Raw genomic sequence first — 21,955 nt, 5'->3', positions numbered from 1 at the left:
GCGGCGGCCGAGCAAAAGCCCGGCCGCCGCGTCTTTCTGTCAGATCAGTGACCCTCGTCGTGGTGCTCGGCGGCCTCCGCGCGCTTGAACGACGCCCGGATCTCCTCCTCGGCCTCGACGCGGCCGGTCCAGGTGGCGCCCTCGACCGACTTGCCCGGCTCGAGGTCCTTGTAGACCGTGAAGAAGTGCTGGATCTCCATCCGGTCGAACTCGCCCAGGTGGTGGATGTCGCGCAGGTGCTCCTGGCGGGGGTCCTCGTAGGGCACGCAGAGGACCTTGTCGTCGCGGCCCTTCTCGTCGGTCATCCGGTACATGCCGATCGCCCGGGCCCGCACGAGGCAGCCGGGGAAGGTCGGCTCCTGGATCAGCACCAGGGCGTCCAGCGGGTCGCCGTCCTGCCCCAGAGTGCCCTCGATGAACCCGTAGTCAGCCGGGTACTGCGTCGCGGTGAAGAGCGTCCGGTCCAGTCGGATCCGGCCGGTCTTGTGGTCGACCTCGTACTTGTTCCGCTGGCCCTTGGGGATCTCAACCAAGACGTCGAAATCCATCGTTCGCTCCCTTGTTAGCCCCGCAGTCGGACCCGGCAGGGCGTGGCGACGGAGCGGGAGCAGGAATCGGCCCCGAGGATCCGCGCGCACCGGTGTGCCGGATGTTTGTAGTCTCCCCTAAGTCTGACGCCAAGTACGGAGGAGGGGCTCGTGGGGAGGCAAGATTCACAGAACACTCCTGAGTACGACGGCGTGTCAGGACCGGAAAACGGTCATTCGCCGGTAGGACGGGCCAGTGTGCCGCCGGCCGCAGCGCCGGTGACACCGCCGGCGCCACGTCCCGCCGGGACGACGTACGGCCGCGCCTCGGTGCCGCTGAACATCGCTCATCCGCAGCCCCAGGCTGCTCAAGGGCCCCCTGCGCCCCAGCCGGCCCCGGTGACTCCACCGCCGGTGCAACCCCCGGCCGACCCGCCGGGTCAGCCCGGAAGTCCGGCACCAGGCCCGGCCGTTCCCCCGGTCGGGGCGCCGGCAGCGGCGGAGCCGGGTACGGGTAAGTCGCGGCGTACCGTCGTCTTGTCGCTTCTTGCAGCCCTCGTGCTGGTCGTGGTCGCCGCGGCCGGAGTGCTGGTGGTCCGGCCCGGTCCGGTGGACGGCTGGCTGTCCGCGGACCCCGCCTCGAGCCCCTCGGCGGCCCCCACTCCCGACCCGACGCCGACGCCCGTGCTGGCCGCAGCCGACACCTCGGGCACCGCGCCCACCGCGGCCGGGGTCCGCGCGGCGATCGCGTCGCTGCTCAAGGCCGGCCCGCTCGGCCCGCAGGTCAACGTGTCGATCGCCGACGTCGCGACCGGTGAGTCCCTGTTCGAGCAGAACGCGGACACCATGACCACGCCCGCCTCTACCACCAAGCTGCTCACCGCGGCCACCGCGCTCGCGGCCCGCGGCCCGGCCTACCGGCTCGCCACCCGCGCGGTGGCCGGCGCCCAGCCGGGCGAGGTCGTGCTGATCGGCGGGGGCGACCCCACCCTGTCGGTGGGGGCGAAGGGCCAGTTCCCGGGCGCGGCCCGGCTGGAGAAGCTCGCCGCCCAGGTCAAGACGGCACTGGGCGGGCAGGCCCCGACCAAGGTCACCATCGACACCTCGCTGTACGAGGGCCCGCTCACCGCGCTCGGCTGGGACGGCGATGTCATCGGCGGCGGGCAGGTGGCCAAGATCCAGTCACTGATGACCAACGCCGGACGGATCGAGCCGGTGCACAACGAGTTCGGCGGCGACCCCCGCTTCTCGGACCCGGCGCTGGCCGCCGGCCGGGCCTTCGCCAAGCAGCTCGGCCTCGCGCCGGGCAAGGTGGGCAAGGGCAAGGCGCCCGCCGCCGTCGAGTCGGGCACACCCTCGGCGGCGCCGTCCGCGGCGGCCGGTGCGGCCCCGGCCCCCGGCGCGGAGCTGGGCAAGGTCGAATCGCCGCCGCTGGTGCACGTGGTCGACTGGATGCTGGAGCAGAGCGACAACGTGATCGCCGAAGCGCTGGCCCGCCAGGTCGCGCTGGCCGCGGGCAAGACGCCGTCCTTCGAAGGGGCGGCCGAGGCGATGGTGGCCAAGCTCGGCGAGCTCGGCCTGCCGGCCGGCGAGGCCGCGCTGTCCGACGCGAGCGGCCTGTCCCGGCGCAACAGGATCAGCCCGAACCTGCTGACCGAGACGCTGAAGCTGGCCGCCAGTGGCAAGAATCCCGAGCTCAGCGCCATGTTCGGCGGGCTGCCGGTGGCCGGCTGGTCCGGCACGCTGCGGACCCGTTTCGTCACCCCGGCGCCCAACCGGGTGGGCCAGGGCCTGGTCCGGGCCAAGACCGGCACGCTGACCGGGGTCAACACGATCTCCGGCCAGCTGGTCACCGCGGACGGCCGGCTGCTGGTCTTCGCGATCATGGCCGACCGCACCGGCGAGTCGGTCGCCGCCCGGCAGGCCCTCGACAAGATCGCGGCCAAGCTGGTCACCTGCGGCTGCACCTAGGGGTTTTCTCAGGGCAGGCGGCTGGTCGGACGCGGGTACGGTGGACGGCATGGCGCAGTTCGTTGACTGGGATCTGGCCGCCGCCACCGCGGGCGCGCTGTCGAAATCCGGACCCGCGGTGTCCTACGAGGAAGCCACGCAGGTGGTGGCGCAGCTGCGCGATCTGACCGAGGAGGCCGCGGGACACGTCGCGGCCTACACCGGGCTCACGGCCCAGGTCGAGGCCCCGCCGGTGCGGGTCGTCGACCGCAAGGACTGGGCGGCGGTCAACATCGCCGGCCTCAAGCACGTGATCATCCCGCTGGTCACCCGGCTCTCCGGGGACAAACAGCCCGGGGCGGTCGCCGACGCGATCGGCTCCCGGGTCACCGGCGTGCAGGCCGGCACGGTGCTGGCCTACCTCTCCGGCCGGGTCCTGGGCCAGTACGAGGTCTTCTCCGCCGAGCCGGGCCAGCTGCTGCTCAACGCCCCGAACATCGTCGAGGTCGAGCGCAAGATCGGCGCCGACCCGCGCGACTTCCGGCTCTGGGTCTGCCTGCACGAGGTCACCCACCGCACCCAGTTCACGGCCGTGCCGTGGATGCGCGGCTACTTCCTCGGCGAGGTCCAGGCGTTCGTGGACGCCTCGCAGAACGGCGAGCACATCCTCGAACGGATGCGCCGCGGAGTGGCCACCCTCTCCGACGCCCTGCGCGACCCGGACAGCCGGTCCTCGGTCATCGACCTGGTGCAGACCCCCGCGCAGAAGGCGGTCCTGGACCGGCTGACCGCGCTGATGACGCTGCTGGAGGGCCACGCCGAGTTCGTCATGGACGGGGTCGGCCCCGAGGTCATCCCCTCGGTCGAGTCCATCCGGGCCAAGTTCAACCAGCGCCGCGAGAGCGGCAACCCGCTGGAGAAGGCGATCCGCCGGCTGCTCGGCATCGAGGTCAAGATGCGGCAGTACGCGGAGGGCCACAAGTTCGTGCACGGTGTGGTCGAACGGGTCGGGATGGCCGGCTTCAACAAGATCTTCGACTCGCCGCTGACCCTGCCCCGGCTGGACGAGCTGGGCGACCCGGACGCCTGGGTGGCCCGGGTGCACGGGCCGGTCGGGCTGGCCTCCTAGCGGTCCCGGCCGTGGCCAGGATCGCGCCGTCGGTCGCGGCCGTCCGCAACGCGGTCCGCCGGGCGCTGCGCCCCGGCGCGGGGTCCGGCGCGGCCGGGGAGCTCGTTCTTGTCGCGTGTTCCGGTGGGGCCGACTCGCTCGCTCTCGCTGCCGCGACGGCCTTCGTTGCGCCCCGGCTCGGGCTGCGCGCTGGGCTCGTGACCGTTGACCACGGATTGCAGGAGGGCTCCCCGGCCCGGGCCGCCGCCGTCGCCGACTGGGCGCGATCGGCCGGGCTGGCCCCGGTGGAGATCGCCACGGTCGACGTGGCCGGCCGTCCCGGCGGACCCGAGGCCGCCGCCCGGGACGCGCGCTACGAGGCCCTTTCCTCCGTCGCCGAGCGAAACCACGCGGCGATGGTGCTGCTCGGGCACACCCGCGACGACCAGGCCGAGACCGTGCTGCTCGCGCTGGCCCGGGGTGCGGGGCCGCGCGGGCTGGCCGGGATGCCGTACCGGAAAGGTGTCTTCGTCCGGCCGCTGCTGGACGTCACCCGGGCCGACACCCGCAAGGCCTGCGCCGCGCTCGGGCTCGCGGCCTGGGAGGACCCGCACAACACCGACCCCGCGTACACCCGGTCCCGGGTCCGGGCCGACGCCCTGCCGGCGCTGATCGCGGCGCTGGGCCCCGCGGTGGTCGCCAACCTGGCGCGGACCGCCTCGCTGGTCGCCGCAGACATCAGCTATCTCGACGGTGTCGCCGCCGAGGCCCTCGGCGCGTGCCGGTCGGGCGAGGGTCTCTCGGTGAGCGACCTGGCCGCGTTGCCGGCGGCCATCCGGAGCCGGGTGCTGCACGCCTGGGCCCGCGAGCTGGGTGCGCCGGGCGCCGCCCTCTCGCACCGGCACGTTCTCGCGCTGGACGCGCTGGTGACCGACTGGCACGGCCAGGGCCCCACGTCGCTGCCCGGGGGGATCGTCGTGGGTCGCCGAGCGGGTGACCTGGTGCCCGCCGGCTTGTGACAGTTGTCACTGTCCGTGCTCCCGGTCCGGACGCCGGGGCCTGATTCGCCCCATAACCAGCGCTTGGACGGGCACGGACCGCTGCCCCCGGCCACGACCGGCCACGTTCATGCGGCACGCTAGGCGCATGGCAGACGGCTCCTGGTACGACGCCGACATCGACCGCGTGATCATCTCCGAGGAGCAGATCCGCGAGAAGACCGAAGAGCTGGCCAAGCAGGTCGCCGCGGACTACGCGGAGGCCGAGGACGGCATTCTGCTGGTCTGCGTGCTCAAGGGCGCGGTCATGTTCATGGCGGATTTCGCGCGTGCGCTGGGCCGGCAGGGCCCCTCCTCCGAGATGGAGTTCATGGCCGTCTCGTCCTACGGCTCCGGCACGACCTCCTCCGGGGTGGTGCGCATCCTCAAGGACCTGGACCGCGACATCACCGGCCGGCACGTGGTCATCGTCGAGGACATCGTCGACTCCGGCCTGACCCTGTCCTGGCTGATGAAGTACCTGCAGTCCCGGCAGCCGGCCAGCGTCGAGGTGGTGGCGCTGTTCCGCAAGCCGGACGCGATCAAGGTGCCGGTGCCGACGAAGTACGTGGGCTTCGACATCCCCAGCGAGTTCGTGGTCGGCTACGGACTCGACTTCTCGGAGCGTTACCGCGAGGTCCCGTACGTCGGAGTGCTCAAGCCAGAGGTGTACGCCCGTAGCTGAACGGTCTCCCAGCCGACTCTCAGGAATCGGCGGCATGGTCCGTAACCGGGCTGTATTGTCCGATTCTGTGCCTGTTTAGCCGGGGCTCCGGCATGAACAGGGGGTGACCGGAGGGGTCCCGGAGGCCGGGCTGGACCAGTCGCAAGAGGCGGCCACGGTGTACGGTCGAGTGACCGATGGCGCAGTGTCACAAGCGCCGGAGGGGTCGGATCGGTAGCGGTCGCACCGGTGGGGTTTGCCGGAGCGGCTTCAGGTTATCGATGCGGCAGTGTCTCCACCGCGGGGAAAGCCATCATCGGCGCCCGGTGGGCGGAGGCAAGTCAACCCAGGTGACCAGGACGCCGATCAGGAGGGTCCGGGCGCATCAGGCGCCCGACAACAGTATGGAACGTACGCGTTTCTTCCGCCGCCCGGTGGTCTGGATCATTCTGGTGATCATCGGTGCGATTGCGCTGAGCTCATTCTTCACCAGTGGTCCGAGCTACCAGCGAGTTGATACTTCCGTCGTCCTCGAGCGACTCAACCAGCCCGGCATCAAGAAGGTCATCCAGGAGGACAAGGAGCAGACGCTCCAGCTCGAACTGGCGACACCGGAGCGGTTCGACGGCAAGTCCACGGACAAGATCGAGACCCAGTATCCGTACGAACTCACGGATGAGATCTGGGCCGACGTCCAGGAGGCCAAGGCCGCCGGCCGGATCACCGGCACGGTCAACGCCACCGTGTCCGGCGACAGCATCCTGCTGAGCCTGCTGGTCAACCTGCTTCCGATCGCCATCCTCGTCATCCTGCTGCTGCTGTTCATGTCGCAGATGCAGGGCGGCGGCTCCCGCGTGATGAACTTCGGCAAGTCCAAGGCCAAGATGCTGACCAAGGACATGCCCAAGACGACCTTCGCCGACGTGGCGGGGGCCGACGAGGCCGTCGAGGAGCTCCAGGAGATCAAGGACTTCCTGCAGAACCCGGCGAAGTACCAGGCGCTCGGCGCCAAGATCCCCAAGGGCGTGCTGCTCTTCGGCCAGCCGGGCACGGGTAAGACCCTGCTCGCCCGGGCCGTCGCGGGTGAGGCCGGGGTGCCGTTCTACTCGATCTCCGGCTCCGACTTCGTCGAGATGTTCGTGGGTGTCGGCGCGAGCCGGGTCCGCGACCTGTTCGAGCAGGCCAAGACCAACGCCCCGGCGATCGTCTTCGTCGACGAGATCGACGCGGTCGGCCGGCACCGCGGTGCCGGCATGGGCGGCGGTCACGACGAGCGTGAGCAGACGCTCAACCAGCTGCTGGTCGAGATGGACGGCTTCGACACCAAGGGTGGCGTCATCCTCATCGCCGCCACCAACCGGCCGGACATCCTCGACCCGGCGCTGCTGCGCCCGGGCCGCTTCGACCGGCAGATCCCGGTGGACAACCCGGACATGGAGGGTCGCAAGGCCATTCTGCGGGTGCACGCCAAGGGTAAGCCGTTCACGCCGGACGTCGACCTCGACTCGGTGGCCCGCCGCACGCCCGGTTTCTCGGGCGCCGACCTGGCCAACGTGATCAACGAGGCCGCGCTGCTGACCGCCCGCAACGAGAAGCGCGCGATCTCGAACTTCTTCCTGGAAGAAGCGATCGACCGGGTCATCGCCGGTCCGGAGCGCCGCTCCCGCGCAATGAGCGACAACGAGAAGAAGATCACCGCTTACCACGAAGGCGGGCACGCGCTGGTGGCTTACGCGCTGCCGCACTCCGCGCCCGTGCACAAGGTGACGATCCTTCCCCGTGGCCGCTCGCTGGGGCACACCCTGGTCCTGCCGACCGAGGACAAGTACACCCAGACCCGGGCCGAGATGATCGACACGCTGGCGTACGCGCTCGGCGGCCGGGCCGCGGAGGAACTCGTCTTCCACGAGCCCACCACCGGGGCCGGCAACGACATCGAGAAGGCCTCCGCTCTGGCCCGCGCCATGGTCACCCAGTACGGCATGAGTTCCAAGCTCGGCGCCGTCAAGTACGGCACCAGCGGCGACGAGCCCTTCATGGGCCGCAACATGGGCCACGAGAAGGACTACTCGGATTCCGTCGCGGCGGACATCGACTCCGAGGTCCGGGCCCTGATCGAGCTGGCCCACGACGAGGCCTGGGAGATCCTGGTCGAGTACCGCGACGTCCTGGACAACATGGTTCTCGAGCTCATCGAGAAGGAGACCATCACCCAGGACGACATGAACCGCATCTGCGCCCGCGTGCAGAAGCGGCCGCCGATGGCCCCGTTCAACGGCTTCGGCAAGCGGCTCCCGTCCGAGGCGCCGCCGGTCCTCACCCCCGCCGAGCGGGACAAGCTCAAGGCCCAGGCGGAAGCCGACGGCCAGGTCGCCGTGGGTGGCGTCAACCCGAGTGCGGGCAGCACGCCGAACGGCTCGGTGGAAGGCAACCACTGATCACCGACGGCAGCTCGACGGAGCCCGGCGACTCCGACGAGCCTGACTACCTCGCCGCGCGTCTGGTCGACGGCAAGCTCACCGGCACCCCGGTCGAGCAGGCCGTCGACCTGGCCCGCATCGAGAAAGCGGTCCGGGAGATCCTCATCGCCATCGGTGAGGACCCGGATCGCGACGGTCTCCAGCGCACCCCGGCCCGGGTGGCCCGGGCCTATGCGGAGCTCTTCGCCGGTCTGCGGGTCGACCCGGCCAAGGTGCTGACCACCACGTTCGAGGCGAACCACGAGGAGCTCGTGCTCGTCCGCGACATCGAGCTCATGAGCCTCTGCGAGCATCACCTGCTGCCGTTCAAGGGTGTCGCGCACATCGGCTACATCCCCGGCGTCGACGGCCGGATCACCGGCCTGTCCAAGCTGGCCCGGCTGGTCGAGGTCTTCGCCCGCCGCCCCCAGGTGCAGGAACGGCTCACCTCGCAGATCGCCGACCTGCTCATGGAGAAGCTCGCGCCCCGGGGCGTCATCGTGGTGCTCGAGTGCGAGCACATGTGCATGGAGATGCGCGGCATCCGCAAGGTCGGCGCCCGCACGGTCACCTCGGCCGTCCGCGGCGCGTTCCAGAGCGACGGCAAGGTCCGCGCCGAGGCGATGGCGCTGATAAACGCGCGCTGATCGCCGGCCGGTTCGCGATACTGGCGCGATGCTGGAGAAGTTCAACCCCACCGGTGTGCACAAGCCGCCCGGCTACAGCCACGTCACGATCACCTCGGCCGGCCGCCTCGCCCACCTGGCCGGCCAGTGCCCCCTCGACGTCACGGGCAAGGTCGTCGGCCCGGGCGACTACGCAGCCCAAACCGACCAGGTCATTGCCAACTGCCTGGCCGTGCTCGCAGCGGCCGGTGCGAAGCCGTCTGACGTGGCCCGCTCGGTGATCTATGTGGTCAGCACGGAGTCGGCCGTGCTGGCCGGCGTGTGGGACAGGCTGATGGCCTCCGAGCTGGCCCCCGCGTTCACCACGGCGAGCACGCTGCTGGGAGTGGCGGCGCTCGGCTTCGGCGGCCAGCTCGTCGAGATCGACCTCACCGCAGCCCTGCCCGACTAGACCACGCCGGCGGCACCGGCCGCGCCGGCGCGGCGCGGCGAGCCGGTGCACGGCCGCCGCGACTGCCTCGCTAGACGATCATGCGGTAGGCGTCGGCGCTGTCCATCGCTGACCGGGCCAGGGTCTGGGCCTCGTCCAGGCGGGTGCGGGCCTGTTCCAGCTGGGCGATCGCGGTGGCCACCGACGGATGGAACGATCCGATGGCCGTCATCCGCAGCAGGGCCAGCGCGTCGTCCAGCTGGTCCGTGACCTGCTGGATGCTCGCCACCGCCCGCTGCGTGCCGTCCACGGACGCCGCCACGTTCGCCTTGACCTCTTCGACGCTGGCCATGTCAGCCCCTCCTCACCGGATGAACGCGAGCAGGCCGACACCCATGCAGGTCAGCAGCACGGGCGTCAGGCATGCGATCGCGCCGACGATCGGCGTGCGGTCCACCTTCGCGGGGCCGCCGCCGTAGACGAAGCCGATCGTCAGCCAGCCCAGCCCGAACGCCAGCAACGGCATGCTCAGCCCGCACAGCAGCGCGTACGTGGGCAGGGAGCCGGACGGGGCGATCAGGTAGAGCACGATCTGGACGATCAGCACGGCGGCGGCGAACGGCCCGTACACCAGCAGGTTGCGGGCCCACGGCCGCCACGGCGCCGCCGGCCCGGCCCCGTTGAGCATGGCCGCGTCGGCCGCGTCCGCGGTGCCACGCGCCTGCCGCAGCGCCGTCAGGATCGCCTCGGGGCCGGCCGCGACGCTCTGCGCGGCCACGGCGCGTTCGCCGGGTTGCGCGGTCAGCGAGGCCACCGGAACGCCCAGGTCCTGCACCAGCCGGGCGCGCTGCGGCGCCAGCCGGGCCCGGACCGACGCCAGCTCCTGCTGCGCGGCCTGCAAGGTGGCCGCCTGCTCGCCGGCAGCCGAGCTCGCCGCCCGGCGCACCGCGTCAAGACGCTGCGCCGCGGCCACATACGCCGCCCACGGCCCGGCGACAGCCTCCGGTGTCGCGCCCTCGGTGCGCTCGGTCATGCCTGGTCACTCTCGGGCTCGACGAACGGCACGATCGTCACCGTACGGTCGGCGTGCCGGTCGTGCAGCAGCGCGCGGTTCTCCCGCGGCTGCCAGTCCAGCGATTTGCCGACCATCATGCAGACGTCCTGCTGCGGCACGTTCAGGAAGACCAGGCCGGCCACGTCCTCGCGACCCGCACTGCCGCCCGTCTCCTCGCTGAACCGGCGCAGCCCGCGCCACCACGACAGCAGATGCACGCCGCGCCCCGGCCCCTCGCGCAGCACCCGGCGCAGCGACGGCAGCGTCCCCGGGCTGATCGCGTCCATGCCGAACACCACCCGGTAGCCGGGCCGCTCAACATCCATCTCCGCGGCCAGGCCGGCCGCGTCGACCACGACCACCTCCTGGCGGTGGCCGATCTCGACGGCGAGGGCCTTGGCGATCTCGTCGCCCTCGGCGACGAGCGAGGAGATGACAAACCTGGTGGTACGGGGTGAGTGGAACGCCGCGACACTGCGGGCCGCCGCCTCCAGCACCTCGGCACCGTCCGGACGCGAGCCGAACACCGCCAGATGCCGCCCCGGCGACGAGTCCAGCGGGAACGCCGCGGACGACAGGCCGACGTCGATGACCCGGCCGAGCAGCGCCGCCGGGCGTCCACCGCGACCCGCGAGCGCGGCCCGGTAGGTGGGGTCGTCGGTGAGGTGCTGGCGGGCGTAACCGGCGAAGATGCGCGGCGGGGTGGCCTCAGGGTCGCGGGCGCCCCACAGCTTGTGCCGCAGGTCGCTGAGCACGGCCCGGTCGGCGTGCGGGTCCGGGAAGCGCACGATGCGTTCGTGGCCCCGGGTGGCGCCCCGGGGGCCGCCGAGCCCGCCGGCCGTGTTGACCACCGCGGTGCCCAGGGGCAGGCCGGCCGCGGAGTCGTTGGTCGGCTCCAGGACATCGCCGCCGCCCGGGAGCGCGATCCGCACCGGGAACTGGCCGAAGATCGAGTCGCGTTTGGCGTACAGGGCTTCGACGCCGAGGACGGTCTGGCTGGCCAGGATCAGGTGGATGCCGTACGAGCGGCCCTTGCGGGCGAGCGACTCCAGCAGCTGGACCGCCTCGCCGGCCATCGGGTCGTTGCCGGCCAGCAGCACCTGGAACTCGTCGATGACGCAGAGGATGCGGGGCATGGGACGCCCGCGGCCCTCCTCGACGGCGACCGCGCGCAGATCGGCGAAGCGGGTCACCCCGGCCCGCTTGTACGCCACCGACCGCCGGGTCATCTCCGCGTCCAGCTCGCGCAGCACGGCCAGGCCGTACTCCCGGTCGGACTCGACGCCGACGGCCCGGGCGTGCGGCAGCCAGGTGCGGTCCCGCTGGGTCGGCACGAACTCGGCGAACGAGACGCCCTCCTTGAAATCGAGCAGGTAGAGACCCAGCTCGTCGGGGCTGTAACGGGTGCCGAGCCCGTACAGGACGTTGATCAGGAAGGCCGTCTTGCCGGCGCCGGACCGCCCGCCGACCATCCAGTGTGGAGTCAGATCGTTGAACCACAGCACCAGTGGCGTGTCGCCGTCGTGACCGACCGTGGTGCCGATCCCGTCGGCGGCGTCCCCGGTCCAGATCTCCTCACCCGGATCGGGCAGCAGATCAGCCAGCGTCACCTGCGAAGCCGCGGCGGAATGGGCGGCCAGCTCCCGGCACACCGCGTCGACCAGGTGCGGCGGCGGATCGTCGTCCAGAAAAACCGGGGCATTCAACCAGAGGGCCTCCGGGATGGACCCGAAGGTCGCCCCGGGCGGGTCGCCGACCACCGCGTACGGGTTGCGCAGCGAAACCTGGGTGGTGCGGGGCAGCGGCGCCTGGGTCGTCTCCGCGGTCAACGGTGGCGGCGGCCAGCCGGCCACGATGAGATGCAGGCCGGACTCGGGCCCCTGCTGCGCCAGCGCGGCGATCCGGACCAGGTCGGCGCCCTCGGTCAGCTCCGGCAGGCTGGCGATGACCAGCAACATCATCCTGTCCCGCCGGCCTCGGCGAACCGCACCGCCGCGAACGGGCCGCAGCCACTTCTCGGCCTCGGTGAGCACATCCCGCAGCTGCGCGCGATCGGTGGCGGTCGGGGACAGCAGACCCGCGTCGGCGAGCGCGGCAAAAGGGGAGAAGACGGTGCCTCCGCCCGTACCGTCGACGGCGCGGACCAGCAGCGACCCGGCGGGCGCGGTCGCGAGCAGGCGCAGCAGCAGGCAGCGCAGCAGTCCGGCGACCCGCGGGTCGCGGGCGTCCGCGTCGACGGTGAGATGCCCGGTGCCGAGCAGCGGGATGATGGCGGGAAAACGAGCGTCGTCGAGCGGCTGCGCCATCCCGAGCCGCACGAACTGCGGCGGATAGGAGCCACCCAGCGGTGTGGTCGCCGACTGGGCATCAAGCGGCGCGCCGAGCCAGCCGGGAGCCAGCTCACTGGCGGCGGCCCGCAACTCCTCGGCCAGATGATGCTGCTCGAGCGGGTCGACAGCGGACGGCCCCTGCGACTCCAGCGCCGCGGCGGCCGCCTCAACGGTGGCCTCCGCCTGGCGGTGCAGGGCAGCGGCCTGATCGATGCGCCGCGTCGACTCCACCGCCTCACCTCCGTGTGTGCGCTCAAACCGTACCTTGCAGCGGCCGCAGGACCACGTCGCGCAGCCGATGCGCAATTCTCCCAGTACGGGCAGAGCGCGCCACCCGCCGGGCTGCCCACCGCCGGTCCACAGCGGAACGCACTAACCTCATAGGGGTGCAGCCCCCGAACCCGACCCCGCAACCCGCGGCGCCACCGCCCGCGGCAGGAAAGCCGCGAAACCGGCGACTCCGGCTCATTCTCGCGATGGGGGCGGGGATTCTGGCGTTGCTGTGTTTGGGCGGGGTCGGCGTGTTCATCTCGTTCTACGACGAGGCGACAAAAATCGAAAGAAGCAAGCCGGACGCGGTGGTGGACCAGTTCCTCCGCGCCTACCTGGTAAACCGGGACGACAAGGAAGCAGAGCTGTTCACCTGCAAAAATGGGCTCGACCTGACGCATATCGAGGCCTTCCGGACGGATCTGCAGAGCCGTGAGAGCCGGTTCTCCATCAGCATCCAGGTGGTCTGGGAAGGACTTCGAGTGTCCACGGCAGGTACGCGCGGAACCGTCTCCGTCGATCTGACCCGGACCCTCTCCGATGACAGCGAAGAGATCACCAAGCCGTGGGAGTTCGCGATGGTGGACGAAGACGGCTGGCGGGTATGCGGCGCTGTCGAGGTTTCCTGAGGGCCTATTCCACCCAGAGCAGGTGCACCGGGACTTCCAGCGTGGGTGGGATTCTGCCGCTCCACGCCCAGCGATACCAGTCCAGCTCCGTTGCCACCCGAGCGCAGATGTCGCCGTCGTCGCTGGTGTGCAGCTCGGTGACGGCCCGGAGGTCACGGCGCTCACCGCCGTCCTCCAGCAGCTGGATCACCCGGCGACCGGTGAGGGCGCTGGCATCCAGGGCCGCGATCGGATTCCGGCGGGGCGGCTCGTCGAGGGACACCAGGCGGGAGACGACGTCGCCGGTTCCGATCGCCGGTCCGGCCATCCCGAGTTCTTCCACCCAGACCCGCTCGACCGGCACGAGAGGCGCGAAAACCTCGGTCTGCTCCGCCTCGGCGCGGTACCACTCGGCCTCCGGCATCACCGGCACATAGGTCCGGCTGCCCTGCACGACCTTCTCGTCGGCGCGCAGGTCGCCCCGCCATCCGTGACCCGGCAGACCGATCAAGACCCGCCGGCCGCGTAGCTGGCCGCCCATTATGGCCGGAACGGGTGACAGGGGGCGCGGCGGATCAGGGGTCCACCCGGAGCCGGCGAACGGGTCGGGCATCGGACTGCCGGTCATTGGGAGGCCCCGAGCGGGGAGCCGTGCTGCGCCATGAACTGGACCGGGTTCACCGCGCTGGCGCTGGAACGGTCGTTGTTGAGGTGCACCTCGAAGTGTAGATGCGGTCCGGAGGAGTTGCCACTCGTACCGCTGAAAGCCACGACCTCGCCGGCGGCGACCTTCTGGCCCACCTTCACAGTCGGACGGCGGACCAGGTGGCAGTAACGGGTCATGATCTTGCCGGCGTGCCGGATCTCCAGCATCCAGCCGCAGCCACCTTTGCCGGGGTACCCGGGCACGTCACAGTCCTGCTTCCCGCTGAACGTCTCGTCGCACTTGATCCGGGAGATTACCCCGCTCGCCACCGAGCGGACCGGATTGCCGGAGCCGATGATCAGGTCGACGCCCTGGTGGCGTGGCCGGTCCGCGGTGCGGAAGCCCGATCCCACCACCATCTTGTCCTTTTTCTTCAAGCCCTTGCCGCTGGTAGCGAGAGGGCTGGTCCAGCCGGAAGCGGAAATCTGGCCCAGCGAGGGACAGACCATGGCCAGCGAATCCCCTACCGCGTTGGCCGCACCGTCGGCCAGCATGTTCACGATCTGGGTCGCGATCGGCTCGTGTTTCGCATAGGCGCCGGGATAGGCGCTGATCTGCACCCGCTGGGCGGCTCGGGTCAGCGGCAGCCTGTCCCAGTTCTTGACCTTCCTGAGCTTCTCGTAGAACTTGGTCGCCGCGTAGACCGGGTCTCTGACCTGTGCCGGCGAGCCCCATCCGCTCGTGGGTCGCTGTTGGAAGAGCCCCAGCGAATCGTGGTCGTTGCGCTTGCCGAGATGACCGAGATTCCGCAGGTTCGATTCCTGCATCGCCGTCGCCACCGCGATCACCCAGGCACGCGGCGGCAACTTCAGTTGTTTGCCGACATTGATGATGACTGCCGCGTTCTTGACCTGCTCAGGGCTGTACTGCCCGACGCGGGGCAGTTTGCCGTCTGGATCGATCGGCCCGTCGGCGCCGCAGTCGGTACTGAGGAGATTGAGCTTCTCTTCCTTGTTGTCGAACCCGCCGAGTAGCAGTGCGCTGACTGCGCCGCCGCAACACAGCAGAGCAAGTGTGGCGGTCAAGGCGATGAGCAGAGCCACCCCGCGCGGCCGCGGCAGGTTCATGGGCCCTCCCAATCGACGTCGTCCACCAACCAGCGCCCGTCCGGGGCCACCAATTGCAGAGTCAGCTTCCCGGAGTCGACCGTCACGACCGCGTTGACGAGGCCGTCACCGATCGGCACCATGGCGGGCCGGCCGATCACCTTGTCGGCCGGCACGTCCGCCGGATCGACTCCGTTCAGCTCATCGGCGAGATCCGGGGTCGCGTTGGGGACAAGCCCGTTGTGCCAGGTCTTCGCGGACACGTTCTTGTGGTCCACCCAGGCCGCGGCAAAGGCGTAGGCGACGGCCTCCGGCTCGGCGCTGCCCGGGTTGGTGGTGGGCGACGGTGGCGGATCGTCATCGACGATGACCCCGTCGTCATCGTGGCTGGGATCGATGCTGGCGATCGGCGTGTCCGTCGCAGTATCAGTCAGCGGCGAGGCCGTGGTTCCGTCCGAGAAGATTCGCCCGACCCCGACGATCGCCAGTACCAGTACGGCGATCACCAGAGCAACGCCCCAGCGAGAGCGGAAGAGCCCGGTGAGGCTGCGCTCGAGAAACCTGGGCACGGGCGGTCACTTCGCCTCGGTGCGCACGCGCGGCGCAGCCGGCTCTTCGCGGGTGGTGTTACCGGTTTCTGGCCGGTAGATCGCAAACGAGGCCGGCCGTTCCGCCACGTCGGGTTCCGTCCAGGTTGAGGAACGGCGCTGTCGCGCGGCCGACGCTGTGACCGGGACGGGGGAGCGATCGCCAGTTTCCGCGGTCTCGCGGTTCACTTCGTTACCGTCCGGGCGTACTGCCGGAGCACTGCCCCCTCGGTCAGGAACCAGGGCCGGTGTTTGTCCACCACGTCCGGTCGAGCCGTGCGAAGGATCTTCCAGCCGGGCCTCGGGGCGCAGATTGCTCTGATCGACGTAGACCGTGCGGCCCTTTCCGATCAACGGCTCGTTCGTGCCGCCGGCGTCCACCACGTCGAGCTTGGCCGCTTCCTTCATGTCGCGGAAGAACCTTCGGTGCCAGGACCCGGCGGAGGTGATCGCCGCGGTGCCGTCCTTGCCGCCGAGCTGAGTGATCCGCCGGTACGGCCGCAGCAACAGCCATCCGACCACGCCGGTCAGCCAGACCAGCACGACCTGCAGCCAGCCGGCCAGGCTTGCAGTGTTCATGATCAGATCGACGGCGAACAGATAGATGGCGGCGCCGGTACCGAAGATGGCGATGTTGAAAACCGCCGCCACCACCGCATTGCCGAGCCGTCGGATGCCCGAGCTGGCCGGCCGCAACAGCCCGAGAGTGCCCAGGATGGGGGCGGCGATGACCGCCCACCGGAAGATCAGGAAGCCCAGCAGGACGAGCACCGAAGCGGTGAGGTCGAACATCGCGAACATGACGGCCGCCAGCACTGCGATGAAGCCGGCGCCGATCCGGTCCATCCCGTTGGTACCCTGCAGGTATTCGTAGGCCTCCGGGTCCTCTGTCTTGATCTGTTCGGAGACCCTCTTCCACTGGTCGCTTTTCGCGGTCAGTGTCGCCGGCCGGGTGTCCGGATTCTGCCGGATCCGCTCGGCATCGCGCCAGCTGAGCGAGCGGGCGTCGTAGAGGGCCCGGCCGTACTTCTGCGCTGTCGGGCTGTCGGCCGAGCCGAGCAGACCACGGAGCCAATTGCGGTACAGCATCGTCTCGGTCGAGATGTCGCTCGCCCGCACGGCCGGTGGCCTGTTGTCCTTGCACGCCTCGGCTTCGCCCAATTTACAACTCGTCGCACTGCCGGTGGCCGGACGTGGTCCTACCGCGTCATGCACGACACCAAGCGTTGTGATCAGGGTCTGGTCGGCGATGTTGGCCGACTTGACCGGCCAGGCGGCGATCGCGGTCACGGCCACCATGATCAGAATGGCCCAGCCGGCTGTTGTCGTTGCCGCGCCCATGTCGGCCTGCTGCGAACGCCAGATCAGATAGAGACCGACGACCGCCAACGTGATGACGCCGAAGACGCTGAACACCTTTTCGTAGACCGCTTTGGTGGCCTGGTCGACCAGCGGGTCGGCCCAGCCCCAGAGCGCCTGCGGGTCCCAGGCGCGCTCCCGCAGGGCGTTGGAGGCACCGATCACCGCCGTGGCGACCATGAACTCGCCGTTGGCCACCGTGGTCTCGAACTTGGATTCCGGCTCGGTCAGCGTGGACGCACAGCCGCCGTCGAGGTCGAAGGTGGTGTAGCTGTAACCGGCGTAGCCGTACTTGCTGTAGACGCCCTGCGGGCCGGGCTGGGTGGAAGATGCCGGGCGTTCGGCGAACCAACCGGCAAGACCAGAATCGGGAGTATTGGGCGTCGGCGCCTTGAGGCAGGTAGCGCGCTCCGCCGCCACCTCGTTCAGCCGCTTGACGCAGCCCGGGATGTCATTGCCCCACTCCTCGACGTTGCAGGCGCCGCCCGGCGCTCGCAATGGTCCCGCCGTAGCGGCTGATGGCGCGGCCACCGCCCAAGCGACACTCGCCACCACCGCCACGAGCATCACCAGCACCAGCGCACATCCCCGCCGTACCATCTCAGACCTCCAGGTCGGACAAGGACGGAATCGCCGTCGGCGTCGCCTTCGCGGCCGCCGGGGTCGTGTCGAGGTAGTCCAGCAGGCCGTCGACGTACGACACGTCGACCCGGACCTTCTGCACCCGGCCGTCGACGTCGCGCATCACGAACTCACGGAAGCCCAGGCGGGCCGACGATGAGGTGTCCGCCTGCGACAGGGACGCCAGTGTCGCCTCGTAGCCGTCGTGAACCGGGACCCGGAGCAGGCGCAGCGCTTCCGAGGCGATTTCCTGGTCCTCGGCGATGCGGCCCACGAAGACTGTCGACACCAGGTTCTGCACGTCCAGGCCGAGGATGTCGCGGGGGTTCTGGGAGGCCACGAACGCCGCGAGGTTCCACTTTCGGGAGTCGCGGGCGAGGCGGACCAGGAACGACCGGCCGGAGCGCCAGCCTTCCATGAAGTGGGCCTCGTCCAGGCCGACCATCTTGCGGGAGGCCATCGAGCCGCCGTAGCAGCGGCGTACGGCCAGGCGGTGGGCCGTGTGCAGCATCGGCAGCGCCAGGGATTCCTCCGCCGACCAGTACTCGCGTTCGATCTTCATGTCCGGCAGGCGCAGGCCCGCCATCGTGATGACCGTCAGGGCCGAGTCGGCGCTGAGCAGGTGCGCCGGGGGCCGGCCGAAGAACAGCAGCGCCAGCGGCATCTCGGCGGTGTCCAGGAGCAGGTTGGCCAGTTCCTTGCCGTCGTCGTCGAGGCCCTGCAGGCAGGCGATGACGTCGTCGAGGGTGGAGGTCTCCTCGGCCGGCACCTGACGGACCGCGTGCCGCAGCAGCGTCGCCGTGGACGCCTCCTTGGCCACCTGTGGCGGGACCAGCATCGAGCAGATGTCCTGGACCAGCATGCGGCGCTCGGCCCGGGCGTTGGAGACCGCGATCTCGTACTCGCGGTCGCCGCCGGGGCCGGCCGGGAACTCGCTGCGGACCGGGGTCGGGATCAGCGCGTACGGCGCCAGCGTCCCCTGCTCCGAGCCGGTCAGGTTCAGCACCCGCGAGTACGGCTTCAGCTCCGGCATCGCGCACAGCCGGGCCAGCGGGCCGGACGGGTCGAGCAGCGTCACCTGCACACCGCGGCGCGCGTTCAGGTAGCCCAGCGCGCCCATCAGCGTCGACTTGCCACCGCCGGGCTCCGCGACCAGCACGCCGAGGCCGGAGCGTTCCCGGACCTCCATCGGGAAGTGCAGGTCCAGGAAGACGGGTCGGCGGCACGTTCCCGACGTACGCCCGATCAGGTCTCCCCGCCGGTCACCGACCGTCGACGCGGCCTGCGGCAGCGCCGCGGCCAGCAGTTTCACCGGCATCCGGCGCACGTAGCCGGTGTTGGCGATCGGCTCGCCCGGGATGAACTCGCGGGCCAGTTGGTCCTGGTTCTTCGGGTGCTGCAGCGAGATGCGCAGCTCGCGGGAGTAGAGCTGGATCAGGCGCCGGGCCCGTTCCAGGCACTCCTCGCGGGTGCGGCCACCAACGGCGATCCGGTGCCAGCCGTGCGCGCGGGCCGACTCGACCGGCAGTCCCGTGGTCATCTCGTCGCCGATGACCAGCGCGCGCTTGGCCAGACGCTCCAGCTCGGGCGGGGCGTCGATGCCGTGCTCGGCGTAGTCGAGCTGCTGCGAGCGGATCATCCGGAGCCGATGCTCGAGGTTCTTGAACGAGCTGTTCGAGCCGAGGATGTCGATGCGCGAGGAGAGCTCCATCGGCCACGGCAGCCGCTCGTGGAAGTGCATCCACGGCTCGTGCTTCTCCGGGATCTCCAGCGGCTCCATCCGGCCCACGGACAGCACGGCCACGTGCCGTTCCTCGCCGGTCATCCGGTTGACCAGCTTGACCGTCGAGCCGTACGGGGTGCGGTAGCGCTCCACCTGCTCGGTCAGCGCGAGCAGGTCACCGCGCTCCCAGTGGCCGTTCGAGATCGGCGACAGCGGGCCGGGCGGGGACATGCACAGCGCCACGGAACGGAACAGCAGCCATTCCAGCTCCTGCGGGGTGACCCGCCGGCCGCGCATACCGAACGCGTTCAGCACCTCGTCGAACTGCTCGACCGTACGGCCGAGCTTGCGTCGTTCCCCGTCGGAGGTGCCCTTGCCGAACATCCGCAGGATGCGCTCGGAGAAGGTGTCACCGAGCGAACGCCGGGCGAACGTCACGCCCAGGTAGGTCTGGCCCTCGGCGTGGTTGACCGACAGCAGGTGCCGCTGCGCCGCCACGAGGTGGTCCGACCAGGAGGTGGCGCCCGAGACGTCGGGCAGCGGCTTGGCCGTGTGCGAGTCGACTGTGCGGGCCCACTCGTCGGCGGGGAACGGCCGGTTGGTGCGCCGCAGGTGCAGCCGGAAGCCGGCCAGGCCCGCGTACTGCTCGGAGATCGCGGAGAGCAGCGCCTCGCGCTCGGCGTCGGGGCGGAACGCCCAGCGGACCTCCGGCAGCGAATACCACGCCGTCACCGTGCTCTGGGTGAACGTCAGGTGCCCGGCGATCTCGCTGATCTCCAGCTCGATGCTGGGGTCGCGGTCGCTGAACTTGAGCTTGTGCGGGCGCAGCGGCGCCGCCTTGACCTCGTTCTTCTTCGGCCGCACGGCCGGCAGGTTGGCCGGCTCCTTGCGGCGGCCGCGCCGCTTGGCCGGCGCCTTCTCCGGCATCGGCGCGGGCAGGTCGGTGCGGGCATCGGCCTCGGCCGGCGCGCCCGGGTGGTACGCCTCGACGGCCGCCACCGGAGTCACCCCGGGCCCCGCGGTGGTCTGCCACAGCGGGAGGCTCTGGACGGTCTGCGGTGCCGTGATCGGGGAAACGCCGGGGTGGACGTCGTCGGGCCAGTCCTCGAAGTCGGACTCCGGCGCTTCCCGCTCGTCGTAGAAATCGGCCTGCGGCCCGGCCGGCGCCCGCATGAAGGGCGAGACCGGTGCATCGGCCGGCGAGGTGCCGGGCCCGGCACCGTTCGACGACGGTACGGCCGGCAGCGCAACCGCCGAATCCCCACCGCGGCCGGACGGCTGCCCGTTGCGGGCCGAGAGTTGCCCGTTGGGACCGGAGGGCTGCCCGTTGGGGCCGGAGGGCTGCCCGTTGATGCCGGCGGCGGAAGGCTCGGTGAATGCCGGCGTGCTGACCTCAGGGCTGGGGGCAGCGCCCTGGGCGCCCGCTCCGCGCCCCGACAGGGCCGACACGGACCCATCGGTAGCGGCCGCGAAACCGCCGGGCGCCGCCGTGGAACCAGCAGGACCCGAGCCGGCAGCGCCCGAAGCGGGCCCGGCAGGACCCGTAGCGGGTCCTGTGGCACCCGACGAAGACTCGGTGGAAGCGGGAGCTGCCGTCGATCCGGTCGGCGTCGCCGGGGCACCGGAGGTCTGGCTGCTCGCGTCCGCGCCGTCGAAGTCGAACCCGAAGTCGAAGTCGACATCCGGGTCGTCGGCAGGCGGCTCAACGGCCGGTGCGGGCGGCTGGGCCGGTGCGCCCCCGAAGAGATCGAGGAACGGCGAATCGATGTCCATCGGGTCGACCGGCGGAGCGCCGTTGGTGCGGGGGCGTACCGGCTGCGGGGCCTGGAAGACCGCGACAGCGCCGTGGCCCGGACCCGGCACCTGATCAGTGCTCTCATCCGGAGAGTGGTTGTCCGATCGCACAGCGTTACTCTGCCTGCCCGGGAGGGACGATTCCGCGCGGGAATGCCCGGGCGGTGGGGTAGCGGTCATGAACGGGCCCCGTTCGGGCATGCGACGAGATTGGCGAAACTGGTCATACCAACTCCTCCCGAACCCTGATGCGCGTGGCGACAAGTCTCGGGTCGCGCTGTTCGACGGCCGGCTCGCGGGTGCGGCGCCAGTCGGTCAGTGCGGTGCGGATGACCATGCGGGCCGGCCGGTCGGGGTCGACGTGCCGGAACACGTAGGAGGTGGTGACCATGGCCAGCGCGATCTCCCAGGCGGGGAAGGCGTCGATCTCGAACGTGATGAGGTAGTGCAGAAACACGAACAAAGGCACTAGTAGGACGAACATCCCATACTGCGCATACGGCAGATGCATGGGCAGCGTGTATCCGGGCGGGCCCAGATAGACAAGGCGTGCCCGGTAGATGTCGTCATCGGTGCGCAGCCGCATGTGTCCGCCCGCGGCCTCAGGCGAAGATGAGGCTGATGAGGTAGTCGCCGACGAAGAACAACGTCGCGGCGCCGGCGATGAACGCGAGGCCGACGATGGCGATCGCGGAGCTGGTGAGCACCTTCGAGATCTCGCCGCGGCTGGCCCGTCCGATGAAGATGATGCCCAGGACGGCGAGCAGGATCGGCGCGATGTTGCTGGCGAAGAAGGTGACGACGCCCTCGGTGTTGATGCCCTTGGGCTCGGGGGCGGCCAGGGTGCCCTGCTGCAGGGCTGCTACGACCTGCGTGGCGAACTCTGTGGCGATCATCGGTAAACCTCCCGGGTGCCCGGCGTGAGGGCGCCGAGCACACTGCAGTTGTAAAGCCTCGCTGACGGCAACGCCCATATGGTGCTACTTCCAGCTCACCGCGTCGAGTGAGCTGTTCAGGGCGCTCCTGTCCTACCCAAAGCCCGTCTGCTCTCTTCGG

Annotated in this window: 19 protein-coding genes; 8 read left to right on the top strand and 11 right to left on the bottom strand. The window is 70.5% G+C overall.

Annotation, left to right across the window (positions count from 1 at the left end):
* Positions 1 to 44: 44 nt before the first annotated feature.
* Complete coding sequence (locus ACQP2Y_RS45155; protein WP_023562899.1) at positions 45 to 548, bottom strand: inorganic diphosphatase; 504 nt, start codon at positions 546 to 548, stop codon at positions 45 to 47.
* Between the two features lie 516 nt (positions 549 to 1,064).
* On the opposite strand from ACQP2Y_RS45155, the gene dacB reads away from it, so the two are divergent.
* From dacB to ACQP2Y_RS45120, 7 genes are all read left to right on the top strand, one after another.
* Positions 1,065 to 2,498: a D-alanyl-D-alanine carboxypeptidase/D-alanyl-D-alanine endopeptidase gene (gene dacB, locus ACQP2Y_RS45150; protein ID WP_433722885.1), complete on the top strand. Its 1,434-nt coding sequence runs from the start codon at positions 1,065 to 1,067 to the stop codon at positions 2,496 to 2,498.
* Between the two features lie 49 nt (positions 2,499 to 2,547).
* Positions 2,548 to 3,606, top strand: a complete 1,059-nt coding sequence (locus tag ACQP2Y_RS45145; RefSeq protein ID WP_212987840.1) for a zinc-dependent metalloprotease — start codon at positions 2,548 to 2,550, stop codon at positions 3,604 to 3,606.
* 11 nt (positions 3,607 to 3,617) lie between these two features.
* The gene (gene tilS / locus ACQP2Y_RS45140) at positions 3,618 to 4,604 is read left to right on the top strand and encodes a tRNA lysidine(34) synthetase TilS (RefSeq protein ID WP_433722882.1); all 987 of its coding nucleotides are present in this window, start codon (positions 3,618 to 3,620) and stop codon (positions 4,602 to 4,604) included.
* Positions 4,605 to 4,731: 127 nt separating this feature from the next.
* Positions 4,732 to 5,307: a hypoxanthine phosphoribosyltransferase gene (hpt, locus tag ACQP2Y_RS45135; RefSeq protein ID WP_433722880.1), complete on the top strand. Its 576-nt coding sequence runs from the start codon at positions 4,732 to 4,734 to the stop codon at positions 5,305 to 5,307.
* A gap of 383 nt (positions 5,308 to 5,690) precedes the next feature.
* Positions 5,691 to 7,724, top strand: coding sequence for an ATP-dependent zinc metalloprotease FtsH (gene ftsH / locus ACQP2Y_RS45130; protein WP_433722878.1), 2,034 nt, complete (start codon positions 5,691 to 5,693; stop codon positions 7,722 to 7,724).
* On the top strand, positions 7,721 to 8,392 hold the full coding sequence (folE, locus tag ACQP2Y_RS45125; RefSeq protein ID WP_433732372.1) for a GTP cyclohydrolase I FolE: 672 nt from the start codon (positions 7,721 to 7,723) through the stop codon (positions 8,390 to 8,392). The genes ftsH and folE overlap by 4 nt, the downstream gene beginning before the upstream one ends.
* A gap of 28 nt (positions 8,393 to 8,420) precedes the next feature.
* The gene (locus tag ACQP2Y_RS45120; protein ID WP_433722876.1) at positions 8,421 to 8,822 is read left to right on the top strand and encodes a RidA family protein; all 402 of its coding nucleotides are present in this window, start codon (positions 8,421 to 8,423) and stop codon (positions 8,820 to 8,822) included.
* Positions 8,823 to 8,892: 70 nt separating this feature from the next.
* Here the strand turns inward: ACQP2Y_RS45120 and ACQP2Y_RS45115 are convergent, their stop codons facing one another.
* The 3 genes from ACQP2Y_RS45115 to ACQP2Y_RS45105 are packed head-to-tail and all read right to left on the bottom strand — an operon-like array spanning position 8,893 to position 12,416.
* Positions 8,893 to 9,153 carry a hypothetical protein gene (locus ACQP2Y_RS45115; protein ID WP_212987844.1) on the bottom strand — a complete coding sequence of 87 codons (261 nt, stop codon included), beginning with the start codon at positions 9,151 to 9,153 and terminating at the stop codon, positions 8,893 to 8,895.
* Between the two features lie 12 nt (positions 9,154 to 9,165).
* Positions 9,166 to 9,834 carry a hypothetical protein gene (locus ACQP2Y_RS45110; RefSeq protein WP_433722874.1) on the bottom strand — a complete coding sequence of 223 codons (669 nt, stop codon included), beginning with the start codon at positions 9,832 to 9,834 and terminating at the stop codon, positions 9,166 to 9,168.
* Entirely contained in the window at positions 9,831 to 12,416 is a 2,586-nt protein-coding gene (locus ACQP2Y_RS45105; protein WP_433722872.1) for an FtsK/SpoIIIE domain-containing protein, read from the bottom strand. Before ACQP2Y_RS45105 ends, ACQP2Y_RS45110 begins: the two co-directional genes overlap by 4 nt.
* A gap of 155 nt (positions 12,417 to 12,571) precedes the next feature.
* Between ACQP2Y_RS45105 and ACQP2Y_RS45100 the strand changes: the two genes are divergently transcribed.
* A complete protein-coding gene (locus tag ACQP2Y_RS45100) occupies positions 12,572 to 13,084 on the top strand; it encodes a hypothetical protein (protein WP_433722870.1) in 513 nt (170 codons plus the stop codon).
* 4 nt (positions 13,085 to 13,088) lie between these two features.
* Here ACQP2Y_RS45100 and ACQP2Y_RS45095 read toward each other — a convergent pair whose 3' ends face one another.
* From ACQP2Y_RS45095 to ACQP2Y_RS45065, 7 genes are read right to left on the bottom strand one after another with little or no spacing between them, the layout of a single operon-like run.
* Entirely contained in the window at positions 13,089 to 13,691 is a 603-nt protein-coding gene (locus tag ACQP2Y_RS45095) for a hypothetical protein (RefSeq protein ID WP_433722868.1), read from the bottom strand.
* Positions 13,688 to 14,836 carry a M23 family metallopeptidase gene (locus tag ACQP2Y_RS45090; RefSeq protein WP_433722866.1) on the bottom strand — a complete coding sequence of 383 codons (1,149 nt, stop codon included), beginning with the start codon at positions 14,834 to 14,836 and terminating at the stop codon, positions 13,688 to 13,690. Before ACQP2Y_RS45090 ends, ACQP2Y_RS45095 begins: the two co-directional genes overlap by 4 nt.
* Positions 14,833 to 15,384 (bottom strand): hypothetical protein, encoded by a 552-nt coding sequence (locus ACQP2Y_RS45085; protein ID WP_433722864.1) that lies wholly within the window; start codon positions 15,382 to 15,384, stop codon positions 14,833 to 14,835. The genes ACQP2Y_RS45090 and ACQP2Y_RS45085 overlap by 4 nt, the downstream gene beginning before the upstream one ends.
* 6 nt (positions 15,385 to 15,390) lie before the next feature.
* Positions 15,391 to 17,361, bottom strand: coding sequence for an MFS transporter (locus tag ACQP2Y_RS45080; protein WP_433722862.1), 1,971 nt, complete (start codon positions 17,359 to 17,361; stop codon positions 15,391 to 15,393).
* A 1-nt stretch (position 17,362) separates the two neighbouring features.
* Positions 17,363 to 21,079 carry an ATP-binding protein gene (locus tag ACQP2Y_RS45075; protein ID WP_433722860.1) on the bottom strand — a complete coding sequence of 1,239 codons (3,717 nt, stop codon included), beginning with the start codon at positions 21,077 to 21,079 and terminating at the stop codon, positions 17,363 to 17,365.
* 43 nt (positions 21,080 to 21,122) lie between these two features.
* Positions 21,123 to 21,485, bottom strand: coding sequence for a hypothetical protein (locus tag ACQP2Y_RS45070; RefSeq protein ID WP_125811387.1), 363 nt, complete (start codon positions 21,483 to 21,485; stop codon positions 21,123 to 21,125).
* Positions 21,486 to 21,501: 16 nt separating this feature from the next.
* The gene (locus ACQP2Y_RS45065; protein ID WP_360546108.1) at positions 21,502 to 21,795 is read right to left on the bottom strand and encodes a hypothetical protein; all 294 of its coding nucleotides are present in this window, start codon (positions 21,793 to 21,795) and stop codon (positions 21,502 to 21,504) included.
* Positions 21,796 to 21,955 lie beyond the last annotated feature (160 nt).

The organism is Actinoplanes sp. CA-051413, from assembly GCF_050955795.1.
In the GTDB taxonomy this organism is placed as follows: domain Bacteria; phylum Actinomycetota; class Actinomycetes; order Mycobacteriales; family Micromonosporaceae; genus Actinoplanes.
This window is presented reverse-complemented; position numbering and strand designations above follow the sequence as displayed.

Excerpts from the sequence above, each read along its gene's own strand:
- hpt (WP_433722880.1), top strand. The coding sequence starts at position 4,732 with ATGGCAGACGGCTCCTGGTACGACGCCGACATCGACCGCGTGATCATC.
- ACQP2Y_RS45090 (WP_433722866.1), bottom strand. The coding sequence starts at position 14,836 with ATGAACCTGCCGCGGCCGCGCGGGGTGGCTCTGCTCATCGCCTTGACC.
- ACQP2Y_RS45145 (WP_212987840.1), top strand. The coding sequence starts at position 2,548 with ATGGCGCAGTTCGTTGACTGGGATCTGGCCGCCGCCACCGCGGGCGCG.
- ACQP2Y_RS45080 (WP_433722862.1), bottom strand. The coding sequence starts at position 17,361 with ATGGTACGGCGGGGATGTGCGCTGGTGCTGGTGATGCTCGTGGCGGTG.
- ACQP2Y_RS45120 (WP_433722876.1), top strand. The coding sequence starts at position 8,421 with ATGCTGGAGAAGTTCAACCCCACCGGTGTGCACAAGCCGCCCGGCTAC.
- ACQP2Y_RS45075 (WP_433722860.1), bottom strand. The coding sequence starts at position 21,079 with ATGACCGCTACCCCACCGCCCGGGCATTCCCGCGCGGAATCGTCCCTC.
- ACQP2Y_RS45155 (WP_023562899.1), bottom strand. The coding sequence starts at position 548 with ATGGATTTCGACGTCTTGGTTGAGATCCCCAAGGGCCAGCGGAACAAG.
- ACQP2Y_RS45115 (WP_212987844.1), bottom strand. The coding sequence starts at position 9,153 with ATGGCCAGCGTCGAAGAGGTCAAGGCGAACGTGGCGGCGTCCGTGGAC.
- ACQP2Y_RS45070 (WP_125811387.1), bottom strand. The coding sequence starts at position 21,485 with ATGCGGCTGCGCACCGATGACGACATCTACCGGGCACGCCTTGTCTAT.
- ftsH (WP_433722878.1), top strand. The coding sequence starts at position 5,691 with ATGGAACGTACGCGTTTCTTCCGCCGCCCGGTGGTCTGGATCATTCTG.
- ACQP2Y_RS45095 (WP_433722868.1), bottom strand. The coding sequence starts at position 13,691 with ATGACCGGCAGTCCGATGCCCGACCCGTTCGCCGGCTCCGGGTGGACC.
- ACQP2Y_RS45110 (WP_433722874.1), bottom strand. The coding sequence starts at position 9,834 with ATGACCGAGCGCACCGAGGGCGCGACACCGGAGGCTGTCGCCGGGCCG.
- ACQP2Y_RS45065 (WP_360546108.1), bottom strand. The coding sequence starts at position 21,795 with ATGATCGCCACAGAGTTCGCCACGCAGGTCGTAGCAGCCCTGCAGCAG.